At 50.2% G+C, this 24,460-nt stretch carries 16 protein-coding genes; 2 read left to right on the top strand and 14 right to left on the bottom strand.

Going from position 1 to position 24,460, the window contains the following annotated elements; translation table 11 throughout:
* Positions 1 to 109 precede the first annotated feature (109 nt).
* From B7992_RS05530 to B7992_RS05485, 10 genes are all read right to left on the bottom strand, one after another.
* Positions 110 to 2,020 (bottom strand): glycosyl hydrolase family 8, encoded by a 1,911-nt coding sequence (locus B7992_RS05530; protein ID WP_073159058.1) that lies wholly within the window; start codon positions 2,018 to 2,020, stop codon positions 110 to 112.
* Positions 2,020 to 4,161 (bottom strand): cellulase family glycosylhydrolase, encoded by a 2,142-nt coding sequence (locus tag B7992_RS05525; RefSeq protein ID WP_073285261.1) that lies wholly within the window; start codon positions 4,159 to 4,161, stop codon positions 2,020 to 2,022. The genes B7992_RS05530 and B7992_RS05525 overlap by 1 nt, the downstream gene beginning before the upstream one ends.
* 194 nt (positions 4,162 to 4,355) lie before the next feature.
* The gene (locus tag B7992_RS05520) at positions 4,356 to 5,816 is read right to left on the bottom strand and encodes a glycosyl hydrolase family 8 (protein ID WP_073159062.1); all 1,461 of its coding nucleotides are present in this window, start codon (positions 5,814 to 5,816) and stop codon (positions 4,356 to 4,358) included.
* A gap of 92 nt (positions 5,817 to 5,908) precedes the next feature.
* Complete coding sequence (locus B7992_RS05515; RefSeq protein WP_073159065.1) at positions 5,909 to 6,919, bottom strand: T9SS type A sorting domain-containing protein; 1,011 nt, start codon at positions 6,917 to 6,919, stop codon at positions 5,909 to 5,911.
* A 117-nt stretch (positions 6,920 to 7,036) separates the two neighbouring features.
* Positions 7,037 to 8,083 carry a glycoside hydrolase family 18 protein gene (locus tag B7992_RS05510; RefSeq protein WP_073159067.1) on the bottom strand — a complete coding sequence of 349 codons (1,047 nt, stop codon included), beginning with the start codon at positions 8,081 to 8,083 and terminating at the stop codon, positions 7,037 to 7,039.
* Between the two features lie 10 nt (positions 8,084 to 8,093).
* On the bottom strand, positions 8,094 to 9,188 hold the full coding sequence (locus tag B7992_RS05505) for a hypothetical protein (protein ID WP_088665742.1): 1,095 nt from the start codon (positions 9,186 to 9,188) through the stop codon (positions 8,094 to 8,096).
* 9 nt (positions 9,189 to 9,197) lie between these two features.
* Entirely contained in the window at positions 9,198 to 11,378 is a 2,181-nt protein-coding gene (locus tag B7992_RS05500; protein ID WP_088665741.1) for a hypothetical protein, read from the bottom strand.
* A 12-nt stretch (positions 11,379 to 11,390) separates the two neighbouring features.
* Positions 11,391 to 13,697, bottom strand: coding sequence for a hypothetical protein (locus B7992_RS05495; protein WP_083538177.1), 2,307 nt, complete (start codon positions 13,695 to 13,697; stop codon positions 11,391 to 11,393).
* A gap of 18 nt (positions 13,698 to 13,715) precedes the next feature.
* Positions 13,716 to 16,253, bottom strand: a complete 2,538-nt coding sequence (locus tag B7992_RS05490; RefSeq protein ID WP_088665740.1) for a hypothetical protein — start codon at positions 16,251 to 16,253, stop codon at positions 13,716 to 13,718.
* 15 nt (positions 16,254 to 16,268) lie between these two features.
* The gene (locus B7992_RS05485; RefSeq protein WP_249269351.1) at positions 16,269 to 17,009 is read right to left on the bottom strand and encodes a sugar-binding protein; all 741 of its coding nucleotides are present in this window, start codon (positions 17,007 to 17,009) and stop codon (positions 16,269 to 16,271) included.
* 211 nt (positions 17,010 to 17,220) lie between these two features.
* Here B7992_RS05485 and B7992_RS05480 point away from each other — a divergent pair, with 211 nt between their 5' ends.
* Positions 17,221 to 18,435: a glycoside hydrolase family 5 protein gene (locus B7992_RS05480; protein WP_176421859.1), complete on the top strand. Its 1,215-nt coding sequence runs from the start codon at positions 17,221 to 17,223 to the stop codon at positions 18,433 to 18,435.
* 4 nt (positions 18,436 to 18,439) lie between these two features.
* On the opposite strand, the gene lpxA is transcribed toward B7992_RS05480, so the two are convergent.
* Positions 18,440 to 19,246 carry an acyl-ACP--UDP-N-acetylglucosamine O-acyltransferase gene (lpxA, locus tag B7992_RS05475; RefSeq protein WP_254917628.1) on the bottom strand — a complete coding sequence of 269 codons (807 nt, stop codon included), beginning with the start codon at positions 19,244 to 19,246 and terminating at the stop codon, positions 18,440 to 18,442.
* On the opposite strand from lpxA, the gene B7992_RS05470 reads away from it, so the two are divergent.
* Positions 19,245 to 20,348 (top strand): glycosyltransferase, encoded by a 1,104-nt coding sequence (locus tag B7992_RS05470; protein ID WP_088665738.1) that lies wholly within the window; start codon positions 19,245 to 19,247, stop codon positions 20,346 to 20,348. The two genes, lpxA and B7992_RS05470, sit on opposite strands and share 2 nt — an antisense overlap.
* Before the next feature lie 57 nt (positions 20,349 to 20,405).
* Here the strand turns inward: B7992_RS05470 and B7992_RS05465 are convergent, their stop codons facing one another.
* Genes B7992_RS05465 through B7992_RS05455 form a run of 3 tightly spaced genes read right to left on the bottom strand, consistent with a single transcriptional unit; the run spans position 20,406 to position 24,451 of the window.
* Positions 20,406 to 21,734: a CCA tRNA nucleotidyltransferase gene (locus B7992_RS05465; protein ID WP_073235776.1), complete on the bottom strand. Its 1,329-nt coding sequence runs from the start codon at positions 21,732 to 21,734 to the stop codon at positions 20,406 to 20,408.
* 8 nt (positions 21,735 to 21,742) lie between these two features.
* Entirely contained in the window at positions 21,743 to 22,201 is a 459-nt protein-coding gene (locus B7992_RS05460) for a hypothetical protein (RefSeq protein ID WP_073159083.1), read from the bottom strand.
* Positions 22,202 to 22,213: 12 nt separating this feature from the next.
* A complete protein-coding gene (locus B7992_RS05455; RefSeq protein ID WP_073235770.1) occupies positions 22,214 to 24,451 on the bottom strand; it encodes a gliding motility-associated C-terminal domain-containing protein in 2,238 nt (745 codons plus the stop codon).
* Positions 24,452 to 24,460: the final 9 nt, after the last annotated feature.

The raw sequence follows: 24,460 nt of genomic DNA, 5'->3' as shown, positions 1-24,460 counted from the left end.
CCGCAGAATATACAAAAATCAATATGGATGGGGTTTGTCCATACTTTATAAAAAAAGAAGGGTCCGCCTTAACGACGGATCCCTCTTCAATGACTCGCTAGAGCAGCAATTAGTCAGCGATATGAATCTGCTGAACCTTCATGCCAGAAGACTGCTTGACCACAACCAGATAGTTGCCTGCAGTCAGGCCATTCAGCTGGATCTGAGTCATACCAGCTTCTGCCTTTACAGCGGGAACAACCACGCGGCCCTGCATATCCATCACAGACACGCGTGCGGCGTTAGTCAGCTGGACATAGGCGATCTTTTCAGAAACGCTGATCTTCATCTGCTGAGCCTGAGCCACTTCGGCAATGCCATCAACCGGACCCGGATCGACAATTTCAACAGCCTGGCCATCAGCGGACTTCAAGGCCAGATTAGAAATAGCCACCTGAGGTTCATCCCAGTTATTCAAGACAAGGGCCAGGTAAACACCACCAGACTGGGTAGCAGTGAATTCGCAGGTCTGAGCAACAGTCTGGCCGCCAACAAGCTTCTTCATGGCACCGCACAGCTGCTCAGTCATAGTTTCATCAGCATACACGGCGTAAGTCAGCCACAAGTTAGAACCTTCGGACTGGGTAGCGTCCCAACTCATGACATAAGCCTTGCCGGCTTCAACGCTTTCTACCTTTCGATAGACTTCGCGCTTGTCGCCCTTAATCAGCTTACCCATGTAAACGCCAGTGTTGGATTCGTCGGAAAGTTCCACAGAGGTAGAGTTCCAACCGTAAGCACCGGAGTTTTCGTAGTAGGTGGTAGTATCCTTACAGGCGTCTTCAGGAATAGTAAAGGTCTGAGGTTCAACCGGAGTTGCCTTGGCAAGGTTCTGCATGTTACCAGACATCAGCAAGCCGGTCAGCAAACGGAGGGAAGAATGGAAGTATCCCTGCTGCTGAGACATAAGAGCACCATAGTTGGTATTCAGAAGGTCCTTATACTTTTCGTCTACGATAAGAACGGAGCTCAAGGTACCAATAGAAGAACCATTGGCCTTGCAACCATTGGACTTACAAGGTTCACCATTCTGGTTAATCGTACCATCAGGCTTCATATTGATATAGAGCTGACCATTGTTCCTGGTGCTTACCCAGGCAGCCAACTTGGTAGAAAGTTCCTTTGCATCGGAGTGACCATACCAGGCATAACTCCAGGCCCAACGCCAAGGAGCGCGGACAGCATCATAGTCGTAACCGGCGAAGTTGTAGCCGTTATTACCGACAATGGGCTGGAAAGTGTTATTGTCTGCCCAACCAGAGGGAATACCCGTGCTAGCGTTCTGATTCTTCTTCAGCAAATTGTAGTTGGTAGTGATAGCGGATGCCCAGAAGCTGCTGTTACCGGTATCCACATCCTTGAACAATTCGTAAGCGGCAGGGCTAACATAGCTGGGGTTCTTGTACGGATCCCACTGGTCACCCAGCTTGTGCATACCATTGCTGGAGAATTCGCTCTTACGCATGTTGGCAACCAAGGTTGCTGCGTCAGACAAGTACTGGGAATTACCGAACTGGTAATAAGCCATGATCAAGGCCACAGCCACATCTTCTTCGGCATCAGTAGCACCACCGGTACCAATAGCGCCACCGAATCCCTGGATGTTCCAGTTCATGATGCCGTTACCGTTCATGTTCTTCTTGTAGTAATTCCAGAGCTTCTTGAATTGGCTTTCGTAGCTGGTCTGATTGTCACTGAAATACACGCACATGAGCATGCCGTAGCCAATACCTTCAGAGACAGTACGAGCCTTGTCATCGAACTTGATACGGGCGAGATCACCCTGTTCTTCGTAGTATTCCTTCAGGTAGGTGACAAACTGGTTCTTAAGCATGGTAGAAGCAGTCTGACCAGCGCAGTTCCAGACATCGGCAATAACACTGGTATGCGGATAGCCATGAGCCTGAGGATAGGGGAACTTTACAGCAGCGGAAGCAACCGTAGCTGCAGCAAGACCAATAAGAGCTAAACGTTTAATCATTACTTATTGCTCCAAGGAATAGTCTTCACCATGGAAGACTGTTTAACATTCACGAAATAGTTGCCGTGAGCGACTTCACCCAAATCCATCACGTTAGAGCCAGCAGATACGTACTTAACGACGTTCTTTACGGTACGTCCAGCCATATCAACAACCTGCACGGTAACAAAGCCAGAATGCTTTGCAGTCATCACAAGCTTATTGCCGTTCATACGAGCGTTCATGCTCACGTTAGCCATGGTCTTAGGAGTGATACCTTCAATCATGGACAGGTTGCCAGCACCGATATTGATCATGATTGTTTCGTCAATAGCTTCATAAGTTTCAGCTTCGGGGGCAACAGCGTGAATGGTAATGGTAGCATCGACGTTACCAGCCACCAGCATTTCACCGTCCTGAGTTGCATAACCTTCCGGAGTAATGGTATAGGTCACAGGAACCTTATGAGCTTCAACAGTAAACACCTGAGTCGTGGAACCCAATGCAACAGTCTGGTTCTTGAAATACTTGGTATTCAGGGAGTTCACATTCTTTGCATAGGTAAAGGTCACGGTAGTATCAAGAGCGCGATAACCGGGAACAGCAGCTGCAGTAGCGCGGATATGGGCAACACCGACACTCTTGAAGGAAGCGATCCAGACCTGCTGATTCTTGTAGGAATAGCAGTTTGCAGAAGTACAGGTCATCTTCTCAACAGAAACCACATCCGGATTGTCAGAGGTGTAAGTAATGGGGCTACCTTCGATAGTAACAGTTTCGTTCATCTTCTGCTGCATCTTGGAATCACCGGAGAAGTTCTGGCAACCGCTACCACTCAGACGGCAGGTCACATTGGGCTGGGTAAAGGTCTGGTTCGGCATAGCGGTAATGTTCACCACAGTCTGAGAACCGTCGTTACCAGTCATAATTGCCACACCGGCACCATGAATCTTGATGGAACCAGCTTCGATAGTAGCAACAGATTCATCGCTAGAAGTATAAGTACAGGAAGCGCTAGCCTTGCCTTCAATGGAAGTTTCCATTTCAGAAGCAGAAGCGTGAGCGAAGGCGCAAGCACCAGTGTGCTTACCGGCAGTAATAGAGTCTGCCCAGGTGCCTGCTCTAGACTTAGAGGTAAGATAGTTCTTGACGATAGTGCCAGAAGTGGTGTAGCTAGCTTCATTCAAGGCAGCCTTGGAATTCAACACGGTGCTACCCTTGAACATGGCAGAAGCTTCAGGCTTATTGCCGACAGTTTCGTGACGCAGAGACCAGTTACAGTTGGAAATACCCTTACCATCCAGGTAGTCCAGCCATTCCTTAGAGCTGCCTTCGCTAATGCTACCGGCACCAGAAGCTTCGGTAGTACCCCATTCGGTAACAAACACGGCATTGTTGCTCAAGCAACCTTCAATGGCATTCTTGAAAGCCCCCAAGGTATGTGTTGCTGCGTAGAAATGGAACACGTAGCCTACGTTGGTCTGGTTAACGCCACCGCAGCTACCCATCTGGGAGTAGAAGGGGGTGCCCACCAGGGCCAGGTTCGGGGAGCCATTTGTACGGATGGCGCTGATAACGGTGTTTGCATAGGAAGCAATTTCACCCATGCCATCATTAACAGGTTCGTTGAACACTTCCCAGATGATATTGGGAACGTTGGCATACTTTGCAGCCATACGGCCAAAGAAATCCGTTGCCAAAGCCTGTTCGCTTCTTGCGCGATGGCTATGCCAGTCAACGATGATGTAGATATCGTTTTCAATGGCGACCTTCACCATGTTGTCCAGCTTAGCTTCCAAGCCAGACGGATTGCTCTTATAGGATGCGGCAACCTTTTCGTCGCTATTGTTACTGCAGTCGCTTTCCTTATAGCAATCAATTGCCATGGCAAAACGGAAAACATCGATGCCAAGCTTTTCGGCAGCCCAGCTGATCACTTCGGAATTGTAATAGGGGGAGCCGGTAGCATCGGACCAGAACAGGCTCATACCGCGGAGGGTCACCTGCTTTCCGCTGGAAATGCTAACAACCTTGCTACCACTGGTACCCAAAGCACCATAGGCAGAAACGGGACCGACACGGAGCGGCTTAACTCCATCGTAGACTCCTGCAGCAAAGGAAACTGCGCAGGACAAAAGTAGTGTCGACAATAACTTTTTCATACTAAAAACTCTCCGGCTAAAATATTTACCATCCCAATAGTAAAGTTAATTTACTATGCCTAGTTTTATAACCCTTGAACTAGCTATTTTTTGTTTACATAGGTAGACAAAAAGCCCGCCAGAGGCGGGCCTGTGATATTCTGCACGTTTTAGACTACGTTTCGTTTACAATAGTTTACCACATTGACAGTCAACTACTTAACAAAACCGCCATTCAGCAACGTTGCAAACAAGTTCATCAAGATTTCCTTGAAGTAAGTACCAGTGTATCCCACCGGATTGTAGCCTGCCATTTCGTTGTTGAATCTAGCGTAGCAAGCATCCAGCCAGGGCTGATTTACACCCATACCCATCAAGCAGTAAGCACCGATAAAGTGGGTACCCTTAATAGAACTGGTAGAAAGTTCGCCAGTAAGATAGTTATAGGAGTAATCAGAAAGGGCGTTAGGATCGCCTGCAGTTGCAGTAGAGATGAAGGTAGACATCTTGGTCAAGATAGTCTGCGCTTCTGCACTCTGATTCCAGTAGTAATCCCAGGCAATACGCCAGGGAATACGCACAGATTCCTTATCGAACAGCATATAGGACTTGGCGGCAGATCCATTCTTCGGGTCAGTAGCTTCTGCGGCTGCGTTAGACCAATCCGGGAACAGAGGGATAGCGCCCTTATCCTGAACATCCATCATGTACTTGTAGTTTGCAGCCAGGATGTCCAACCACTTACCTTCGGGCTGAACGGCATCAAACAGGCGGATTGCAGCCGGGGAAAGGTAGCTCAGGTTATAGACGTCCTTGTTTGCCCAGGTGTCACCCGGACGGATCAACAGATTTTCGGGATTGATACCCTTGAGCTTAACGGCATCCAGCAAGACAAGAGCGTCAGCCAGATAGTATCCACCGCCCCACTTGCTTTCTGCAAGAATCAGAGAGGTAGCCACATCAAGGTCAGCATCCAGAGCGGCAGAGTTAGAAACGGTATTGCTGAAAGACTGCAGTTCCCAGGGCATCAAGCCAGCGGTATTGTAGTCACGGGCCACCACGTTGTAAGCCCACAGAGCGTTGTACAGGTCCTTATCGTTGTGAAGGACTGCGAGCAACATACCATAGCCGATACCTTCAGAAACGGTACAACCCAACTTACGACGGAGAGCCACCGTAAAGTTCACGCCATTCCAAGATTGCATATCGGTAAGTTCGCACTGTTCGCCCGTACCGCCATCCCAAATCACTCGGGCCGGATTCGGATGAGGGGCACCCATCTTGGCAGTCATAATATACTGTCCCTGGGAACCGGTGAACATTTCGTAGTTGAGGGTAGAACCACCGGCAACTTCATCATTAAGATAAATAATCCAGCGCTTTTTCCAAGTTTCGTAGAACGCGTCGGAAACTGCGGGAGATGCTCCTGCAGGCAGTGCGACAGTAGAAACAGCAGCTGCGGCAGAAGATGCGGGCTGTTCCGGAGAGGACTCGCCACCTTCATTGCCTCCAACGGGAGAGCTAGTGGGGTCCATAGAACCCTGAGAGTCAGAAGAAACAATAACAGACGGATCATCCGGATTGACAACAGGATCGGAACCGGCAGAGGAATCATCACCACAAGCATATAAAGCAAAAGCTATAGGCAATGCAAGGAAAGCTTTCGAAATATTCATGAGCACCTCATTTTTTGAGTAGTCCTAATATATAATAAAAAGGGGAATTCCGTCAAGCGAAATTCCCCTTTTCTAGAATCTTGTGAGTTAAATTACTTCACGAGGATCTTCTGGTTCATGACAGCGGACTTGCCAGCAGCGCGAACCATATAGACACCAGCCTGAACCTTGGAGAGGTCCATGGTCTTCACGGAGGAAGCGGTCATAACAACCTGACCCTGGAGGTTAACGATTTCAGCCTTAGCAACGGTCACACCGAAGGAGAGGGTGCGGCCAGCGAGGGTTGCCTTAACTGCGCTTGCAGCCTTAACAGTGTTGATAGCGGCGTCGCCGGAGCATACAGCAGCGCCAGAACCGTTGGACTTGCAAGTGAATGCAGGTTCAGCAGCAGCAGACTTTGCACCAGAGCAGGTACCCTTAGGACCGACTTCGAAAATACGGAGCTGACCCTGAGCGTCAGAAGCCTGACCATCCAGCTTGAACTTAACAGCGGTAGCTGCAGCGAAAGCGTCAGCGCAACCGCCCGGCAGCTTTTTATCTGCCCAAGTGGGCTGCTTGAAGTCTGCGATAGCCTTGTCAGCCTTGGTCGGAGTAGCAGCCTTGGTGAGGGTCACGCTACAAGAAGCGTCGCCTGCATCCGGAGTTGCAACTTCGAGAGTCACAGCGAGGTCAGAAGTATAGGTAGCGCAGAGACCACCAGCAGCGGTGATGTCCATCGGATCCTGGCTAGCACCAACAGTGTTGAAGCCGAAGCCAACGAAGTTGTACGGATATTCAGCGGTCTGACCGGTAGTGGTCGGGTCGACGAGAACGTACTTGATGGTTGCATAACCGAGGTTTTCAATCATCGGCTGAACGAGGGATTCGTACTGGTCAGCTTCGTACGGATAGATAGCGTAGGAACCACCCTTGTCGTTCTTACGGTCATCATAGTCGTACCAGTAACCCATAGTGGTTTCTTCGCAAACCTGGTATTCGTACATGCAATCTCCACCAGTGTTAACCTGCTGGTTGGTGCCATCGAACCAAATTTCGAGGTTAACGGCAGCGGATGCCATTGCAGCCATGGAAACTGCAGAAAGTGCAATAAGTTTCTTATTCATAGTATCTCTCTCTTTTTTTTCCCGACACCGGGAAGGGGTTTGGTTGAAATATATATACTTTTTTTTGGAATAGTATTTTTTTTAGTGTAAAAAAGCGTATGTTAGTATTTTTTTACACTACTTTTTCTTCTTCGGGGCGTAATTCACTTCCGGACGGAGAACCAGACCGGCAGTCACCATCAAAGACACGATGTTTTCGTCATGATCCTGACTAATATCGTACATGGCGACACCAGCCAAGCTTTCATCCTTAACCATCATGCTAATAGCCTTCACAGAAGGAATACCCATGAAGACAATGGTTTCAGAGTTACTTACAGCCACTTCAGAGGAAGATTCTTCATCAAAGTTCACCTTGTAGTCCGGAGCTTCGAACTTCTTCATCAGTTCCTTATAGGCCAAGTAACCTTCGTTACCGCTACCTACACCCTGATGAGAAGAACCCAGGCCGCTTGCACCGGCAAAGGACTTACCATACATGGGAACAATGGGAACGATCTTGTCGCTGGAGACACCCTTGCCAGACAGAGCGCGAACAGCGGATTCCACGTCCTGCTTAGAAAGGTTGGGCTTGACGGATTCTGCAGATTCGTCCATCTGGTCGCCTACAGACAGTGTGACATAGTCAGCCTGGCTGATTGCATCGGAATAGGCATCCATGGTTGCAGCATAGGCCATCACGGAAACAGACTTGGAACCCAGCTTATCCTTGAGAGCGGAAACCAGCTTGCCAATGTCGGCGGCATCATCGCCAGTTGCATTGGTCCAGTCCAGTTCCACACCACCAAGATTATACTTTTCGACCCATTCCATAGCAGCATCGCAGAAAGCGGAAAGCTTGGAATCGTCACCGGCGATAGCCTTCAAATTGCCTTCGTTTTCGAAGCCACCGATGGATGCCACCAGGGAAACGCCATTTTCAGAAGAAAGCTTGGCCAACTCTTCGAAGTTAGCGGCATCGCTTTCGTCTGCGTAGGCAATGCTACCGTCTTCAGCCGGAGCCAAAGAGGCATAATGGATATCTGTCACGAACTGGTAACGAACATCCTTCGGGAAGAACTGGCTATACTGAGCCCAGGACGGGTAGTATCCAACGACCTTAAAAGGAGCCGCAACGGCAGCAGCAACAAGAGAAGCTAAAGCGATAAAAGAAAGCTTTTTCATAAAAACCTCGCTACGGATTACCGATTAAATAAACTTCACCGTCAACTTCGGACTTGCAGTAAAGATCAGCGGAGAAATCCCAAACTTCACCAGTGTTGCCAACAGGTGCAGCATTGGGGCTCATGGCCTGAGTAGACGTCTTCTTCTTCTGGTAAGTACTGTCTCTCGGAGCACGGTCTACATAATCCTTAACTTCTTTAGTCTCAATGGTGTAGATAGTATCCTTCGGAACGATAGAAGAATCGCCTTCTGCAAGATGCTTCTGATAGGAGGAAAGCAACATTGTGGTATCCTTGCCGTCAGCATCCACATAACTAATCTTAGTTGCGGAGTGAGTAGTATCGGCTCGTTCGGTTACGTTCCAAGTAGTGTCGTAAACCGTTACAGTGGTATCATAGCGGGTAACCGTAACGTCCAGCTGCTTGATGACAGCGTTATCGCCTGCACGGCAGAAACGGTAGGCACGACCTTCATAACGGCCAGCACGAATGTACTGATACTTGATCAAGTTGGAATCAACAGGAACAGACTTCAGGAAAGCCAGGTCTGCAGAAGCCTTGTTACCGTAAATGTGGTACGGATTCAAGGCCAGGCGGTACTGCATCGCGGTCTGACCGAAGATGTTGATGGAAGAGTCCGGATTGTACATACCGTTCAGGAATGCGGCAGAACCAGGCCAGTAACTTTCGCTAAGACCAGCATAGTTAAGGAAGATTTCCTTTACTGCGGTAGAATCATCAAAATAGGCAGTCCATTCGGCATCGTCGTTGAGGATGATACCGGAGACATAAGTCTTCTTGACCTGCTGTTCTGCCTTGGTCTTGGCAGAGGCGAGCTTTTGTTCATAGGTCTTATCGGAAGAGTCTGCCTCGATAGCAGCCTGAGTCAGCTGCTCGGTAATCAGATTACGAAGAACAGCATTGGAATCAGCCACGGCAGACAGGGCCTGATAGGTTCCCAGGTCCGGATTGACTCTTGCATATTCAGACACACTAAAATCAGAGGGCCAGTTTTCGGCGTCGCTATTGCTAATGCTATCTGCAGAGCAGGCAACCAAAGCGATTGCTGCAGCGAGGCCCATGCCATACTTAAACATCTTATTCATGATAACCTCCTAGAACAGAACCGTAATGTTACCGGCAATCAAGAGCTTGCTCAGGCTCAATTCGCTAGGCTGAGCAAAAGCGACTCCGTTTTCATCAACGGCAATGCCCGTGTAGTTAACAGTGTTGGTCAGGAGACCTCCCTGGAGATCCAGGACCGCACCGGGGCCCAACTTAATCTGCAAGCCACCCATGGCCAGCATTTCATCAATGTCATTAACAATGACTGTTTCAGACAGAGGCAGACCGCTACCAAATTCCTTAGTCAGCATCTGCATGCCGCCGAGGATAGTGAAGGGGCCCCAAACGTCTGCGGTAAGGCCAGCAACAACGCGGGAAGTCTTACGCTTCAGGTAGTTGCTTTCTTCTGCGGATTCGAAGGATCCCTGCAGAATGAGTCGGCGGTTCAGACCGAGGAACGGAGCCACATTCAGGCCAAGACCTGCACCGATAGTGGTATAGTCGTTATCGACATCGCTGCTATGGCTATACTGAGAGAAACGACCATTAATGGTAATGGCATCGTTCCAAGCCACGTTAGCGTTCAGGGCGAAACCTACACGGTCGGGAGTTGCCAGACCCATGGGCATAGCCATGTTGACAGAAGGATCGACAAATTCAGAATAGCTAGCGTATTCCAACAGCTTGCTAGCAACAGCTTCGTAACCATTCTTGTAGAAGTGGCCCAGTCTGTAGTTGTTAGCCAGACGACCGAATGCATAGTAGGAGTCAACAGAGGAACCATTCAAGATCGGGGTTTCAGCGTCTTCAGACTTAGTCATCAAGTTCTGCTGCTGCAAAACGTTGACATTGTAAATGCTGAAGTACATGTTTTCAAGGCTACCGGAACGGAAGCGGCTGACCACATCAGCGTCGGCGCCAGAAATGTTAGCATCGCCATTCAGGATCGTTGCACCGCCAACATAGTAGGCAGAAGCAGCCTGTTCAGACCAGAACTTTTCGTCGTTCTTGACGATGGTTGCCTTAACATCAAAGTTAACACCAGCAATGTCACCGTTTACATAGGGAGACACATGCAGAGCCATGCCAGAAACGTTTTCAATTTCTTCGTCGCTCCAATGCTTACCGAGAGTCATACCGTCGGCCACATAGAACTTAGTCTGGAAAACAGAGTCCTTGCCGTTGTCGTCAAGAGCCTTGCCGTTTTCATCGAACACGGGGTAATCGTAGCTCTCAACCTTATAGTTGTGGATGGTATCGAGAACCAGGGAGTCGCGGGACAAGGTCCACTTGGAGCCACCGATTTCAGCATCGATACCGGCGCGGATCTTACCGTCCATGATCATGTCCTTGGTGTCATAACCAATAACACCGGTGTAGACCATGTTGTCTTCGTAGTACAGGTTCTTGATAGCAGCATCTTCCTTGGAACGGGAAGACTTCTGACGGTCAAAGGTGTAGACGAAGTTACCACCGATGGTTGCGCCAAAGGCTTCAACGCCCAGGTTTGCGCCATAGAGGTAGCGGTCGCTCCAGTCAAAGTCGAAGAAGACTTCATCGGCCTTCTTGGCGATATTGCGGATACGGGCACCAGTCATCTGGACGTAAAGGTTGGACAGGGGGCCCATATCGAAGCTATTGTACTTGAAGTTCAAGCCCTGCAGCAAACGATTGGAAGAGGTATCCAAGTTGCGCAAAGCAAGAGCTTCCTGACGCTTGGCAAAGAAGATTTCCGGTTCCTGCAGAATTTCAGCCTGGGGCACGTAAATGGTGAGAGGAGTATAACCAACTCTCATGTAGCCAAGATTGAAGTCGACGTGCTTGTCGAGAATCTTGCCATCGTAGCTAAACCAGTGACCGATCACAGGGTTGATCGGTTCGTCGTAAGCGCTCTGCCAATCCTTGTGGAGACGGAGTTCTACTCGAGCTTCAGTTTCTGCACTGGGACGAGCGTTAACCTTGAGGTTTACGTCGGTGTAGGCCTGGTTTTCACGCTGGTCAGCTTCGTTGTAAAGCTGATCGGAACTCATGGTGGAAGAAAGAACCCCACCCTTAGCCGTACCGCCAATGCGAAGACCCAAGACTGAAGAATTCATAGAATCAAGAGTATTGAGGAGGCTCTGCTGACGTTCGACCAAGGTCGAATCTGCAGCGGCAGCGTATACTGCGGCTCCGCAAAGAAGAAGCGAGATTCTGGAAGTCATCTTAAACATATCCTTATTCATTTTCATCTTGCGCCTCCCTTAGAAATTCACGTTCAAGATGGCCTGAACAACAGCCTGGGAGAATTTATGAGTGTATTCGGCAAGGTTCTGGGTATTGCCATCGACATCTGTAACCGTTACATCGGCATAGTTAGGCACATTGGATCCAGCACCTTCTGTGGTATTATATGTGTTTTCAACATTAATCATACCATAGTTCAGCTCGAGATAGACACCTTCTGCGACTGTGTAGTCGAGACCCACCATCCACTGCATCTGCTTACCCTTCAGCAACGGAGTCTCGTAACCCGGAGCAACGTTGAGTATCGGACTAGAAGATACAGCATCAAATGTGGTGTTAATCATCTGGAGACCAGCGTTAATACCGAGACGCGGCATGTACTGAACGTAGAGGCCTGCGTTGATGAAGTCCATGCTCAGTTCACCCTTGTCAGCGAAATAGGGCTTGAATTCATCAGTGAGTTCCTGAGTCTTTACAGCATGCTTGTAGCTGCCGGACAGTTCAAGAGGCAGAGAGAAGCCAAGCATCTTGAACACATCCACCTTAAGACCTGCACCGAATTCCTGGAATTCAGCTTCCTTCATGAAGACGTTGTCGCTCTTCTTCTGCTTCAGCATAGAGAAGATGGCGTTTGCTTCGGCGAAATCCTGGAAGCCAAACTTCATGTCGATGTTGAAACCACTGCGGTTCGGAGTAGCAAAGCCATTGGGCAAGCTCATCTGAACAGACTTATCGAGCATGAAGCTCATCAAAGCCAATTCCCTGCGGGTGTAAACAGAAGTGCTATAGGCATTTCTCTGGATCGGAGCGATGTTGTAGCTGTTGGTCTGACCCTTAATGGTCGGGTCATCGGTATTAGCCAACTGGGTTCCCACCGGAGTAAACTTCGGATCGTAGTAGTACAGAGAACTGAAGGTGGAGTAGAGCGGAGAGTTAACACCGTAGCGGCTAACGTTACCGTCCTTATCGGAATTCAGAGTACGGGTAGCGAAGAACTGCGGAGACTGAGCAAGGTTGTTGAACCAGTTGCTGTCATTCATCACGTAGTTAGCTGCCAACTGGATGTCCAGACCGACAGGGAGCTTGTAACCAGCATTGAAGGAAATATTCAATGCAGAACCGTTGTCATCTTCGGTAACTTCGTTATAGGCGACTACATTGCCGAATTCATCGAAAGCAGGCTCAAAGTGGCGCTGTTCATCGCTGGACATGGCGTATTCACCCATCACATCCAAGGTCAGGCTCTTGTTGCCGAGAATGCCAGCAATGTCGGCACCGGCGCGAGCAGAAATGATCGAGGTGTTCTGCGGATCAGTTTCATACGGGTTGATGGGCTGATACACAGTATAGCCACCATCTTCGAAAGTACTGGGGTTAAGAATCGGGCCTTCCAATTCACCAGTTTCGGTGTTGTAGTAGCTCAGCTGACCATTGTAGATGACTTCCTGATACTGAGTACGGTAGGTATTGGTGAAGCTTGCGCTATCATCAAAGACCAACATACCAGTAAAGCCGAGGAAGACGTTCTTGTCTACAGGCAGGTATTCGACGTTTGCACTAAGCAACCACTTATCCATATTGGATGCCATGGAGGAACCCGGATAAATAGCACCGTCATTCAGCAAGCTGTTATAGCCGTTAGCAAGAAGGTTGCCGTTGGAACCGGAGAAGTCCAGGAGCTGGACGCGGCGAACGCGGGCAAAAATACCTTCTGCACGGATTTCACCAGCCATGCCACCGAAATCGTGGCGGAACTGGAGGTTCACACCCTGCAGGTTGCGCTGGTTCCCAACGATCATGGCTTCTTGCATAGCCATTTCACGGGCGCGAGCAAAGATCAGCGGTTCATAGAGAATGCCATCAAGACCGGTGGGGGCGAAAAGGGTCAGGGGGCTGTACTGCTGACGGAAGTCACCGACAATCCAATACAGGTCCTTACCGACATTGCCTTCCATATTCAGCCAGTTTGCAGTCAGGGACTTTGCGGAAGTAGCAAAGTAGTTCTGCATGCCTGCTTCCATACGGAGTGTTGCGTTAAAGCGGACAGCTTCGTAAGGACGGAAGTGGAAATCCAAGTCTGCAGAAACAAACTGGGATCTTTCGGTGTTGGGCATCTTGTTGAGCTTGCTGTCTTCCTGGTCAGAAGACATGTAAGCGTTATTGAGCACGCCAGTAATGCGGCCACCAACTTCAAAACCGCGCTTGGAAGAAAGGGAATCTTCCTTAGCCTGGAGCTGTCGATCCAGTTCAGCTTCGGACACTGCAGAAGCGACAGAGGCGGCAGAAGCTACAAAAAGCAGGGATACTAAAACTTTATGCATCATAGTTATACCTTAATCCCCTTAGAACCAGACCTTGGTTTCAGCCGTAATGAAGTGGCCGGTCCAGTCGTTTTCTGAAATGTAATTGTCTGTATGAGTTGCATACTTGTAACGGAGGTGGAGACCTGCGCGAGGAGAGAAGTCCCAGTCGACGCCAAGACCGATTGCAGTCTGGTAGTAGTCCACAGGAGCCTTCTTATAGGTAGCCTGGCTAGTCGGGATCAGGAGACCGTACGGGCCGCTAGCATTGGTAACCTTAGAGGAAACTGACACATCTTCTACCTGGTAGCCGTATTCAGACTTCCAGTTTTCAAAGCCGAGGTGACCAACCAAGTGGATAGTCGGAGTCAGGGCAAAGGTAGGTTCGAACAAGCCGTAGAAGCTCCACAGAAGCATGTCGCTCTGAGATTCGCTATAGGCGATAGGAGCGAAAGTCTTGGACACACCGGAAATGGAAGCGTAGCCGCTCATCATCAGGTTGCGATCGGTACCGAACCAGTGGCCAATGTCATAACCACCGTCGATGGAGAGGTAGGAAGACCACTTGATATGAGACGGAACTTCTTCCTTCTTCATCTGGTCAGCATTTTCGTAAGCTACGAAAGATTCCCACAGTTCCCAGGTACCACCATAGAGACCGCCACGCTGGCGTTCCATCTTACGCTGGTTGGTGAGAACACCTGCACGGTTGTAGTAACCATTCTTTGCAATTGCGTTACCGGAGTCAGCCCAGAACAAGGCGTTAAACTTGGTCCAGGAGTTGGTGCTTTCCCACATGTTACGGCCATTCAGGCGGTAGTTGAAGAGGATGACGTCATCACCGGCTTCAATCTGGCGATGCTGGGCGTACTGAACACCGAGACGGCCACGGTTGAATTCCGGTTCGAACTTGAAGTTAAGACCAGCCATGTTGGGGCCATAACGCATAGCACCACCATTCAGGTAGAATTCGTCCTTGCGCCAGCTGCGGAGACGAGACGGATCGGTAATGCCGTAGGGAGAGAAGAAATCCTTTCCGAAGTAGACGGCTTCAACAGTAGTGGGCAGCCAATCAAGATGCTTGTCCTGAATCTTGACATAAACACCCAGAGACGGAGCGGAAACACTGGAAGTCGTTGCATCGCGAGTGTAAGCTCTCTTGCTAGTGGTGTCCACATCCTGGAAGGTAGTGGAATCATCCCAGCTAATGGCCACATCAGCCATCAAGTAGAACTTGGGAACGATGTTACCCTTGATGTCCAAGGAAACGATCTGATTGTTTTCAAAGTGCGGGTCACCTTCAAAGGCGTTCTTTGTCCAGGGGCCGGCAAATTCATCTTCGTCAATAAGACCTTCATCGTAGAAGACACCCAGGTAGTTGGCACCGAGAGTCATACCGTCGAAGAGCTTGTTCTTTGCCAGACGGCCGTGAATCACGTCGCCACGGAAGTCGTAGTTACCGGACATTTCCAGTTCGCTGGGCTGACCACCGTAGAGGCGGAGACCGTCACGAGTACCGGCGTCCATATCCTTGGGCTGAGAAATCATGGCCTGTGCGGTCATGCCAAAGGGCATGTTGTACACGTTCATGAACACGCCACCGAAAGAACGGTTGGTCCAGAATGCACGACCACCTTCCTTGACGGGCTTAAAGGACTTTTCCTTATAGTAGGTGCTGACAGTCTTTTCTTCTTCGAAGGTTTCGTACTGCCATGCAAAGCGGGGCATGGTTTCGCGTTCCCACATGGTAAGGGGAGATGCGCAAGCCCAGATAACACCACCTGCGGTCACGTAGGCGCCAAACACAGAAGAACGAATATCGATACCGAAGTTCATTTCTTCTTCAACGCCAGCTGCAGCGTAGTCGGTGTTGTGGTCAAACATCACACGAGTCCAGTTGTAGCTGGGATTGTTGTTGGGTTTTTCGGCCATATAGTTTGTATACAAACCGGTCAGGTCGAAGGGGAAAGTCATATTGGTCCACAAGGTCATATAGGAGTTGGGCATCAACACCATATTCATCTTGAGGGTAGCGTCAACAGCGGTACGAGCCTTGTCGTCGCCGTACACCGGAGCGATTTCGGTGTAGTCGAAATTCTTGACGCGGAAGGCCATGTAACCGGAGACAGCCAGCGGAACATCGTCCTTACCCATGAGGGTAGATTCCATGTCGTTGGCCAGGGTATCCAGGTTTTCCTGGATGGCGGCAACGCGCTGTTCGGCGGTCAGGTCCTTAGGAATATAGACCTTGGCTTCGGGAGCAACCTTTGCGGGAGCCTTTTCAACATTGGCACCGCCGAGAGGCTGAACTTCTTCGGCAGCGGCCACTTCTTCGGCAGGAGCGGCAGGTTCAACCTCAGTAGCCGGTTCGGCTTCGGAAGCATAAGAATCGGAGCCATAGGTATCAGAAGAGTATGCATCGTAGGAAGATTCGTTGGAAGAGCTTTCTTCAGAAACGCTTTCTTCTGCGGGAGCTTCTACAGCGGAAGCTTCGGAACCGTAATCGGAATAATCATCCTCTTGAGCAAGAGCAAGAGAGGAGCAAAGCAGGGTTGTTGCTAATAGAGATAATTTGCGCATATAATCCTAGTCCTCTTAGATCTCATTGCGGAACGGATAGTAGGCAGGACCCTCGTAAGCCTTGCCATGCTTCTTAATAACAATATCGTCCATCCAGACCTTGAAGGATTCGTTTTCGTCCTTACGAACTTCGAGGCGGAAGCCCTTGAAATTAGACCAGTTGAAGGGGAGCATCACTTCGCGAGTATTCTTGGCATCCCAGTACACACCAGTGGTACCGAAAAGCTTCAGAGGAATGCTAAAGCGGGTCCATTCGGTGGTAATTTCACCGAGACCCTTGGAACGGAGCTTGACCTGCAGGGATTCACCGTTACTCTTAACGCCATCATCCACAAGCACGAACAGAGCGTTTTCACCACCCTGGGCACCCTTGATCCAGAACTCCAGGACGCCGTCTTCCAGGTACGGAGCCAGGTCTACGGAACCGGCAATACAGATTGCGATACCGGAGTAGTCGCTAGCGATCAATTCCATTTCCATGGAAAGAGCGCCTTCCATGGCGTACTTATCCGTGAGGACCGGTTCGGGGTTTTCACGGGGATACTGGTAGGTATATCCACCACCACGGGGAATTGCTTCACGCATGATGACGGTTACAACATCCTTATCCGGGCGGAAGGACTTGCCTTCTTTAAGGACAAAACGACCAGCATCGCGATCGCGATAGCTGCTAAAGGAAGCCGCATCAGCTAGGGAAACGGCAAGAAGCATGCCCAAGGCACACTTCAGTAACGACGAGATTCTCATATATTTCATATCCTAAGGAGTCTCCAAAAACGGACGGTGCTCAAATATAATCAAATTTGAATACAAGCCCAAAAATAACATTTTTATATGCACTACGAATACCAGTTTCTCAAAAAAACATGTTTTCCGATGTAAACAAAAAAAACATTTTATCAATATGACCCTCAACGAATTAAATTTATGTTTACAATACCGACTTTTACACTACGGGAAAGGTTTTATGAAACGAATTCTGTCCACTCTCGCCATTGTATCTTCTGCCCTAATTTGGCAGGCTTGTTCCGACGATCCGGCCAGTTCCAGCGAGGAACCGGGCTCCTCCGCGTCTGCACTTCCCACCAGTAGCGCAGGCATCGATGAGGACGAACCCACAGGTCAGTCCTCGCTTCCGGATTACAGCCGCGCCATCGCCGTCAACAAGATGCTGGGACACGGCATCAACTTCGGTAACTCCTGGGATTCCGGCATCGATCCCCAGAAAAAGTGCGAAGAAGGCAAGGAAAACGACTGGTGCTACACAGAAGGCAAGGTCTACGACTACCTGGACGAAAAGTGGAACAACCCCATTGATGACGAATGGTTCAAGATTGCCAAGGACGCAGGTTTCCAGTCTATCCGTCTGCCGGTTCGTTGGAACCAGACCGCCCTGCAGGCCCCCCCCTACACTATCCAGGCGGAACGCGTAGCCGGTGTGAAGCACCATATTGACGTGGCCAACAGCCTCGGCATGCCCGTGGTCATCAACCAGCACCACTTTAACGAACTTTATGAAAACCCCGACAAGTACTTGCCGCAGTTCTACGCCATCTGGGAACAGATTGCCGAAGAATTCAAGGATTACAGCAACGACTCCCTGGTTTTCGAAGTCCTGAACGAATCTCGCGGAAAGTCGGATAAAATCCTGGCCCAGATGACTGACAGCGCCATCAAGATCATCCGCAAGACCAATCCGGGCAGAACCATCATGATTGACCCGGGTAACTACGGTAAGTTCGATCTGATGGGCGATTTCGCCGATATCAAGGACAGCAACATCATTATCGACGGTCACTACTATGAACCTTATAGCTACAGCCACCAGGGACACAACGGCGCTTGCGGCTCCCTCTGGAAGCCCATCGACCAGACCGCAGCTCTCTCCATCGTCGCCGACTTGAAGAATTACGTCCAGCTGGCAAAGAAAACCTTCCCCGGCAAGAACGGAACCTACGCCCCCCTGTACATCGGTGAATTTGGCGCCTCTTCCGCCTGCGAAGCCGAAGGCGTAGACGACGAAAACAGATCCTATTATATCAAGGCTATCGTGGAAGTCGCCAACCAGCTGGGCTATACCTGGGCCATCTGGGGCTTTACCGGAGTTCAGTTCGACATCTACGACAAGGGTGCCGGCGAATGGTACCCCAAGATTCTGGAAGTTCTTCAGAAGAATATGTAATAATCTACGGTCGAACGATAGAACCGGCCCAATGATCGTCAAAGAAGGCTTGGAACAGATGTTCCGGGCCTTTTTTCAATTCCTCGATGACTTCGGAGGCGGGGCGGCCGCTACGGTACAGCATACGGTAGGCCTGTTCCAGGTTGCGGATACGTTCTTCGGGGAATTCTTCGGGATGGAGGCGGAGAGCATGGAGATTAAGACCACAATAACGGATAGGGGTTCCCGATGCCTTGGTACACGGAGGGACGTCGCGGTCCACCTTATAGGTTCCGCCCACGAAAGCGTATGCACCCACCTGGTTGCGCTGCTGGATGGCAGTAACGCCACCGATGGTAGCGAACTCACCGATGTGAACATGACCGCCAAACTGGCAACCATTGGCGATAACGGCACCGCGGCCAATCTGGCAGTCGTGACCGATGTGGGAATAGGCCATGATCAGAACCTGGTCGCCGACGCGGGTGCAACCTCCCCCCTGGACGGTTCCGCGGTTTAACGTACAGTATTCGCGGATGGTGCAGTGGGCGCCGATTTCTAGGCGGGTTTCTTCCCCGGCGTACTTCAGGTCTTGTGGGGGCGCCCCCAGAACGGCACCATCATACACATGGGTTTCAGGTTTGATGTTCACTCCGCCATACACATGTACCCTGGATTCCAGGACCACGCCTTCTCCGATTTCAGCCCCTTCATCTACCAGGCACCAGGGCCCAACAACAGCAGAATCGGGGATTTTTACAGAAGGATGGACAAATGCGGAAACGTGAATCATGGCAAAAAAGTAGAAATTTCCTAAATTTGCGAACACCATGGGTAGTGTAATTATCGGCAGCCTCACTGCACTCTATGTGCTCCTGTTCCTATTCTTTGTAATAGGGCTGTTGAAGACGCATCGTTACAAGGGTGTGAAGGCCACTCCCACCGTTTCTGTGGTGGTCCCCATGCGTAATGAAGAGGAATTTGCCCTGCGCACCCTGGAGGCCCTGGCGGTCCAGGATTATGTGGGGGAATGGGAAGTAATCTGCGTAGACGACCGTTCTACGGATTCTACCAGGGAGATTCTCGAGAAGTTTGCCGCAGACCATCCGCGATTCCGTGTGCTTTCGCTGGACCCGAACCTGCCCCAAATCGCAAGCCCCAAGAAGCGAGCCCTGGAAAGCGCCTTCAAGATTGCAAAGTACGAAGTGCTCTTGACCATGGATGCCGACTGCATTCCCCGCAAGAGCTGGATTACCGCCATGGCGGGCCGCTTCGTAGACGGAATCTGCATTGTCCAAGGTCCGAAACAGAATAACGGCACCCGCACCATGCCCCACCTTTTCCAGAAACTGGAAACCCTGGGCTACACCGCCATGGAAGCCGCCGGTTTCAGCTGGGGACACCCCATCGTGGCAAGTGCTGCCTGCCTGGCCTACAAGAAGGACCTGTTCTTTGAAGTGGGCGGATTCGGCGACCTGATTAATTTGAGCAGCGGTGACGATGACATGCTCATCCACAAGATGATGAAAATTCCGGGAACCAAGGTCTGCTACAACCTGGACAGGGAAGCGGTTATCGAGACGGAACCGGTTCACACGTGGAAGGAGCTCTTTAACCAGCGCGCCCGCTGGAGCAGCAACGGCACCAGCTACGAAAGCAAGCCGTACATTTTGATGCTGACCTTGATTTACACCTATTACATCTGGATGTTTATCAGCCCCTGGTGCGTGGTGTTCTTCGATTGCCCCTGGCAGTGGTGCGTGTTCAGCATCTTGCCGAAGATTGTCATCGACTTTATCTTCCTGGGAATTGCATCCTGGAAGTTGCATAGCAAGCGCAAGATGCTTGCGTTTATCCCCACGGAACTGATCCAGATTCCTATGATCGTGTTCTGCGTGCCGGCAGGAATTACCGGACTATTCAGGTGGAAATAAATCCCTAGAGGTAAAACTGCTCGCAGTTTTACGTCAGTTGTTCGCGGGACCAAATGTTTATTGCAACCGCTCGCGGGCCCAGGACTGGGCGGCATCGGCATCGGCGATTTCGCCATCCAACTGCAGTTCAAAACTTTTCTTGATCAGCTCGCCCATTTGCTTGCCGGGCTTTACACCCAGATCCATCAGCATCTTGCCAGTGAGATAGGCCGTAGGCGCCTTTTCGTAGACACCCAGTTCTTCGGCGCGGACCCTGAAGGCCTGTGCGTAGGTGTTCCGAGTTTCTTCGGCGTACAGGGTATTACTCTGCAAGAAAGCGATATACAGGCGGAGTCCGGAAAGTTCCACCGACAGACGACGGATTTCGGAATCCCGGGGAATGCTTTCGCCAGGCTCATACCTGAAGGCATTTTTTAACAGCAGGGGAACACCGCGAACCAATTTGATTTCGTTGGTAATGCGAGCCAGGAACTTAAGAACCGCTTCTTCGCAGGACTTCTCATCAGAAGCAGCGGACGCATTACCGGCAAGCAAACCGGCAAACATCAGGACCATCCGTTCTTCGTCGGAAAGATCCTGGACGGCGGAAAGATTGTTAAGGAATTCGCCAAGAGTTTCCCAGCTAGAATCATCTGCAGCGCCATTCAAGGACAGGGGACGAATTTCGGGGAAGTATTCATCCAGCTTAATGTCGAGGAAAGCGCGAAGGCCGAGAGAGGGCTTACCGGGTTTCAGCAACCACTTCTTGAATTCTTCGAAAAGACGTTCGATGGACAAGTCATCAAGCGAAAGGGTGCGGCACATTTCAACCGTTTCGGGAGCTAGCTTAAGCTTGAAGCGGCTAGCAAACTGCACTCCGCGAAGAATACGCAAGGAATCTTCGGCAAAGGCGGGCCCCACATGACGAAGAAGGCCGGCCTTAAGATCTTCCACACCATTATAAGGATCGCAAAGAGTCAGATCCGGCAGTTCCATGCCCATGGCGTTGATGGTAAAGTCGCGACGGAGGGCGGCTTCCTTGAAAGTCAGACGGGCATCGGTCTTGACCACAAAACCGCGATGTCCGTAACCCACCTTGCTTTCGGTACGGGGGAAAGAGAAATCGAGAGACTCCCCTTTCATGGCGAGATGGATGACACCAAAAGCCTTGCCAATCAAATTGCAACGACCAAACTTGGACAGAATGGCAATCAAGTCATCCTGCTCCATGTCATACACTTCGATGTCGTAGTCACGGCAGTTACCGCCCAGCATGGCATCGCGGACCCAACCGCCCACCAAGTAGGCACGACCACCGGCCTCGCGAATTTCGCCCGCAATTTTCAATAAACGCTGGGGCAGGCCCGGTTCAAAAGTTTCACCCGAAAGAGTTTGCACTGTGGCCATGAATCACCCTACTGGAAGTTGGAAACATCACTTGCAGAAGTATCGGCAGGTACCTCATCCGCAGACGGAGCGGTTCCTGCACTTTCGGACGGAACAGTCTTGCTTCCGTAGCGGTCATAGATGCTCACCGTTTCCTGCCCTGACGAATCACCCAATGCATCTGAAACAGAAATTTCACGAGGGGATTCGTCAGCCGCGGCAGTTCTAGACTCAGCAGACTTTGTCGAATCCGTTGCGGCAAAGCGGTCATAAATGCTTTTACGAGATGCGGCTCCATCTGCCTTTTTCAAGGCTTCCTCTTCACGGCAGACACGAAGTTCTTCTTCTGCGTAAGCTCGCTGGTCAGGAGAATAGGCCATGGTATTCAGACGATATTCCATTTCTTCGCACACGAGACCTTGACGTTCCCCTGCGCAAGCATTCAGCAGTACACTTATCACGAACAACAAAAAAATCAGACGTACCATCCAGCAAACCCTCTAATGGATAATAATGAACTTGCCCTTCTTCACCTTTGAAGAATTTTTTACAACATAATAATACACGCCAGGTGCCACCAGATTTCCGTCTAATCCGCGACCATCCCATTCAACGCTGCCCCCCAGTGTATCATCTTTTCGGAAGGAACGAATCAGGGAACCGCCACGGTTATAGATGCTAACAGATGCGCCTTCTGCAATATTCGCAATAACGAATCGGTTATGGACAGCAGGCCTGAAGGGAACGGGATAGGCATAAACGTCGGCCTTTGCCGAATCGGTCATGTTCTTCGAGGAGTACTTGAGATTCTTGTTGTAATAACGGCTGACGCCACTGGCATGAGTAAACCAGACCACCCCAAGGGTATGGTCAATGGAAAGGTCCGTTACGTCATTGGACAACATACCGCTCTTTACATTGTAGGACTTGACCGTCAGCGTGTCGGGAGACTTGTTTTTCAGGGACAGACGATAGGCGCCCTGGTCTGTCGTACCTAACCACAGGTTGCCATGAATATCCACGTCAATGGCAGAATATTCGGAAGCACGCAGACCGTTCGTCGACTTGGGCGACACAAGCGTATCCTTGTCTTTTTCATTCTTGTCCAGATAGTAGAGCGATGATTTCGTAATCACCCACAGGCGATCCCCAATAGAGTCGTAAACCATATCCACGGGAGTAGATTCCAGGGGGATAGATGTTTCTATGGTAGCACCGGACAGTTCACCCCCATTGTTCTTGGGAGAAGGAATTCGAATGATGTCAAGCCCGCCATCGGCAGCGATCGCCGTGCCCTGTCTTGAACCCACATACAGAAGCCATGAACCATCTTCATCGATCGTTGCGTAGAGAGGGCCAGCCATTGAAGTTTGCCCCACCTGGCTTGCACAATAAACTTCGCCATTGGTCTTGAAATAGTTTATGCTGTACTTCTTTCCGTTGGAGGTCGTCGTCAAGAAACCGGAACTGTCCGGCGCAGGTGTCGACCCGACAGAAATAACATACTGCAAGGGATTTCCGAGGTCATCATAACGGCCTTCAAAGTAGTTATCCAGGCAGGCGCCGCTATTCAGCCCAACGGAGAACTGCTGATCCAGCCCCCAATTTATGAACATGAAGAAGCCGAAACCCCAGATGTGGAAAAAGGTATGGCCATCGGGCAGCACCGATATGGACTTGATGCGGGCATCAAATGCAGCAGATTGACTACCGATCCCAGGCAGAGGATAAGACAGGTCGCTCCACGGTGCAACACCCCCATAGCTAATCCCGCCTTCCGTAGTACCAACAACGACACCACCGGTAGGCACGGCATGAACTTCATAGGGTTCCCCCAGCGGGAAATCATTGAACAGTGACAGGTCTGTTAGGGAGTTAAGGCTAGGGTCATAAAGGAAGACAGCCTCATCGCCAACCAGGAAATACTTGTCTTGGGCCTTCTCGATCCATCGAGTCTTTCTGACGACGGTGGTATCGTAAATAATCTCCTGGTTTCCCGCAACCTCGATAGTGTCAATGGGAGTCGCACTAATTGTATAGCTGGGGTCATCAATGATATCCCCTTCGATATTTATAAGGTTGGAGTCCTTTTCGACCAATCCATTCACCAGAGACGGATCTTTAACCTTGCTCCATGACAAAGGATCAAAAAGTTTAGCATCCCCGCCCACATCATACCAGTCCATTTCGCGAACATAGGACTGTTCGCCAACATTCACGTAAAGAGAATCTCCGTGAACCACAAGTTTCTGGATATTATCTGCAGACAGATTGTATTCACCAATTCTGTCGATTGTCGCAATAGAGGTTTTCGTAATCAAGTCAAAAAAGGCCAGACGGTCTTCAAATGCAATAACAATGATGGAATCGGCAAGAGCGGCTCCATCAGGCAGCACTCTAGACTTATTGGCGACGTAAGACCTATTCAGTACTCCCCAAACATTTCTTTGGGCGTCCAATGCGGCAATCAGACCGAACTTGGAAATGGCATAAATCCGTTCTTCATAGCCGACAATGGCGTGGAATATGGCCTCTTCCAATCCGTCTTCAGAATGAAATACGCGATCACCGTCTATGGCGCGGTAACGGATACCTCCGTCAGTCGCCAAAAGAATACCCCCACCATAGGGGATGCAACTTCTAACAGGAAAGGGCTTAGAAAAAGTAAGCCAGCTCTCCGCGGCAAAAGCCTGGGCAACAGTCAGAAAGACAATCAGTAGTAAGGTATAGAACTTCACATTACAAAA

Origin of the sequence: Fibrobacter sp. UWH1 (assembly GCF_002210365.1) — a bacterium.
GTDB lineage: Bacteria > Fibrobacterota > Fibrobacteria > Fibrobacterales > Fibrobacteraceae > Fibrobacter.
This window is presented reverse-complemented; position numbering and strand designations above follow the sequence as displayed.

What these genes read in the sequence shown, in the direction of transcription:
- B7992_RS05530 (WP_073159058.1), bottom strand. Translation starts at nt 2,020, where the DNA reads ATGATTAAACGTTTAGCTCTTATTGGTCTTGCTGCAGCTACGGTTGCT.
- B7992_RS05525 (WP_073285261.1), bottom strand. Translation starts at nt 4,161, where the DNA reads ATGAAAAAGTTATTGTCGACACTACTTTTGTCCTGCGCAGTTTCCTTT.
- B7992_RS05520 (WP_073159062.1), bottom strand. Translation starts at nt 5,816, where the DNA reads ATGAATATTTCGAAAGCTTTCCTTGCATTGCCTATAGCTTTTGCTTTA.
- B7992_RS05515 (WP_073159065.1), bottom strand. Translation starts at nt 6,919, where the DNA reads ATGAATAAGAAACTTATTGCACTTTCTGCAGTTTCCATGGCTGCAATG.
- B7992_RS05510 (WP_073159067.1), bottom strand. Translation starts at nt 8,083, where the DNA reads ATGAAAAAGCTTTCTTTTATCGCTTTAGCTTCTCTTGTTGCTGCTGCC.
- B7992_RS05505 (WP_088665742.1), bottom strand. Translation starts at nt 9,188, where the DNA reads ATGAATAAGATGTTTAAGTATGGCATGGGCCTCGCTGCAGCAATCGCT.
- B7992_RS05500 (WP_088665741.1), bottom strand. Translation starts at nt 11,378, where the DNA reads ATGAAAATGAATAAGGATATGTTTAAGATGACTTCCAGAATCTCGCTT.
- B7992_RS05495 (WP_083538177.1), bottom strand. Translation starts at nt 13,697, where the DNA reads ATGATGCATAAAGTTTTAGTATCCCTGCTTTTTGTAGCTTCTGCCGCC.
- B7992_RS05490 (WP_088665740.1), bottom strand. Translation starts at nt 16,253, where the DNA reads ATGCGCAAATTATCTCTATTAGCAACAACCCTGCTTTGCTCCTCTCTT.
- B7992_RS05485 (WP_249269351.1), bottom strand. Translation starts at nt 17,009, where the DNA reads ATGAAATATATGAGAATCTCGTCGTTACTGAAGTGTGCCTTGGGCATG.
- B7992_RS05480 (WP_176421859.1), top strand. Translation starts at nt 17,221, where the DNA reads ATGAAACGAATTCTGTCCACTCTCGCCATTGTATCTTCTGCCCTAATT.
- B7992_RS05470 (WP_088665738.1), top strand. Translation starts at nt 19,245, where the DNA reads ATGGGTAGTGTAATTATCGGCAGCCTCACTGCACTCTATGTGCTCCTG.
- lpxA (WP_254917628.1), bottom strand. Translation starts at nt 19,246, where the DNA reads ATGGTGTTCGCAAATTTAGGAAATTTCTACTTTTTTGCCATGATTCAC.
- B7992_RS05465 (WP_073235776.1), bottom strand. Translation starts at nt 21,734, where the DNA reads ATGGCCACAGTGCAAACTCTTTCGGGTGAAACTTTTGAACCGGGCCTG.
- B7992_RS05460 (WP_073159083.1), bottom strand. Translation starts at nt 22,201, where the DNA reads ATGGTACGTCTGATTTTTTTGTTGTTCGTGATAAGTGTACTGCTGAAT.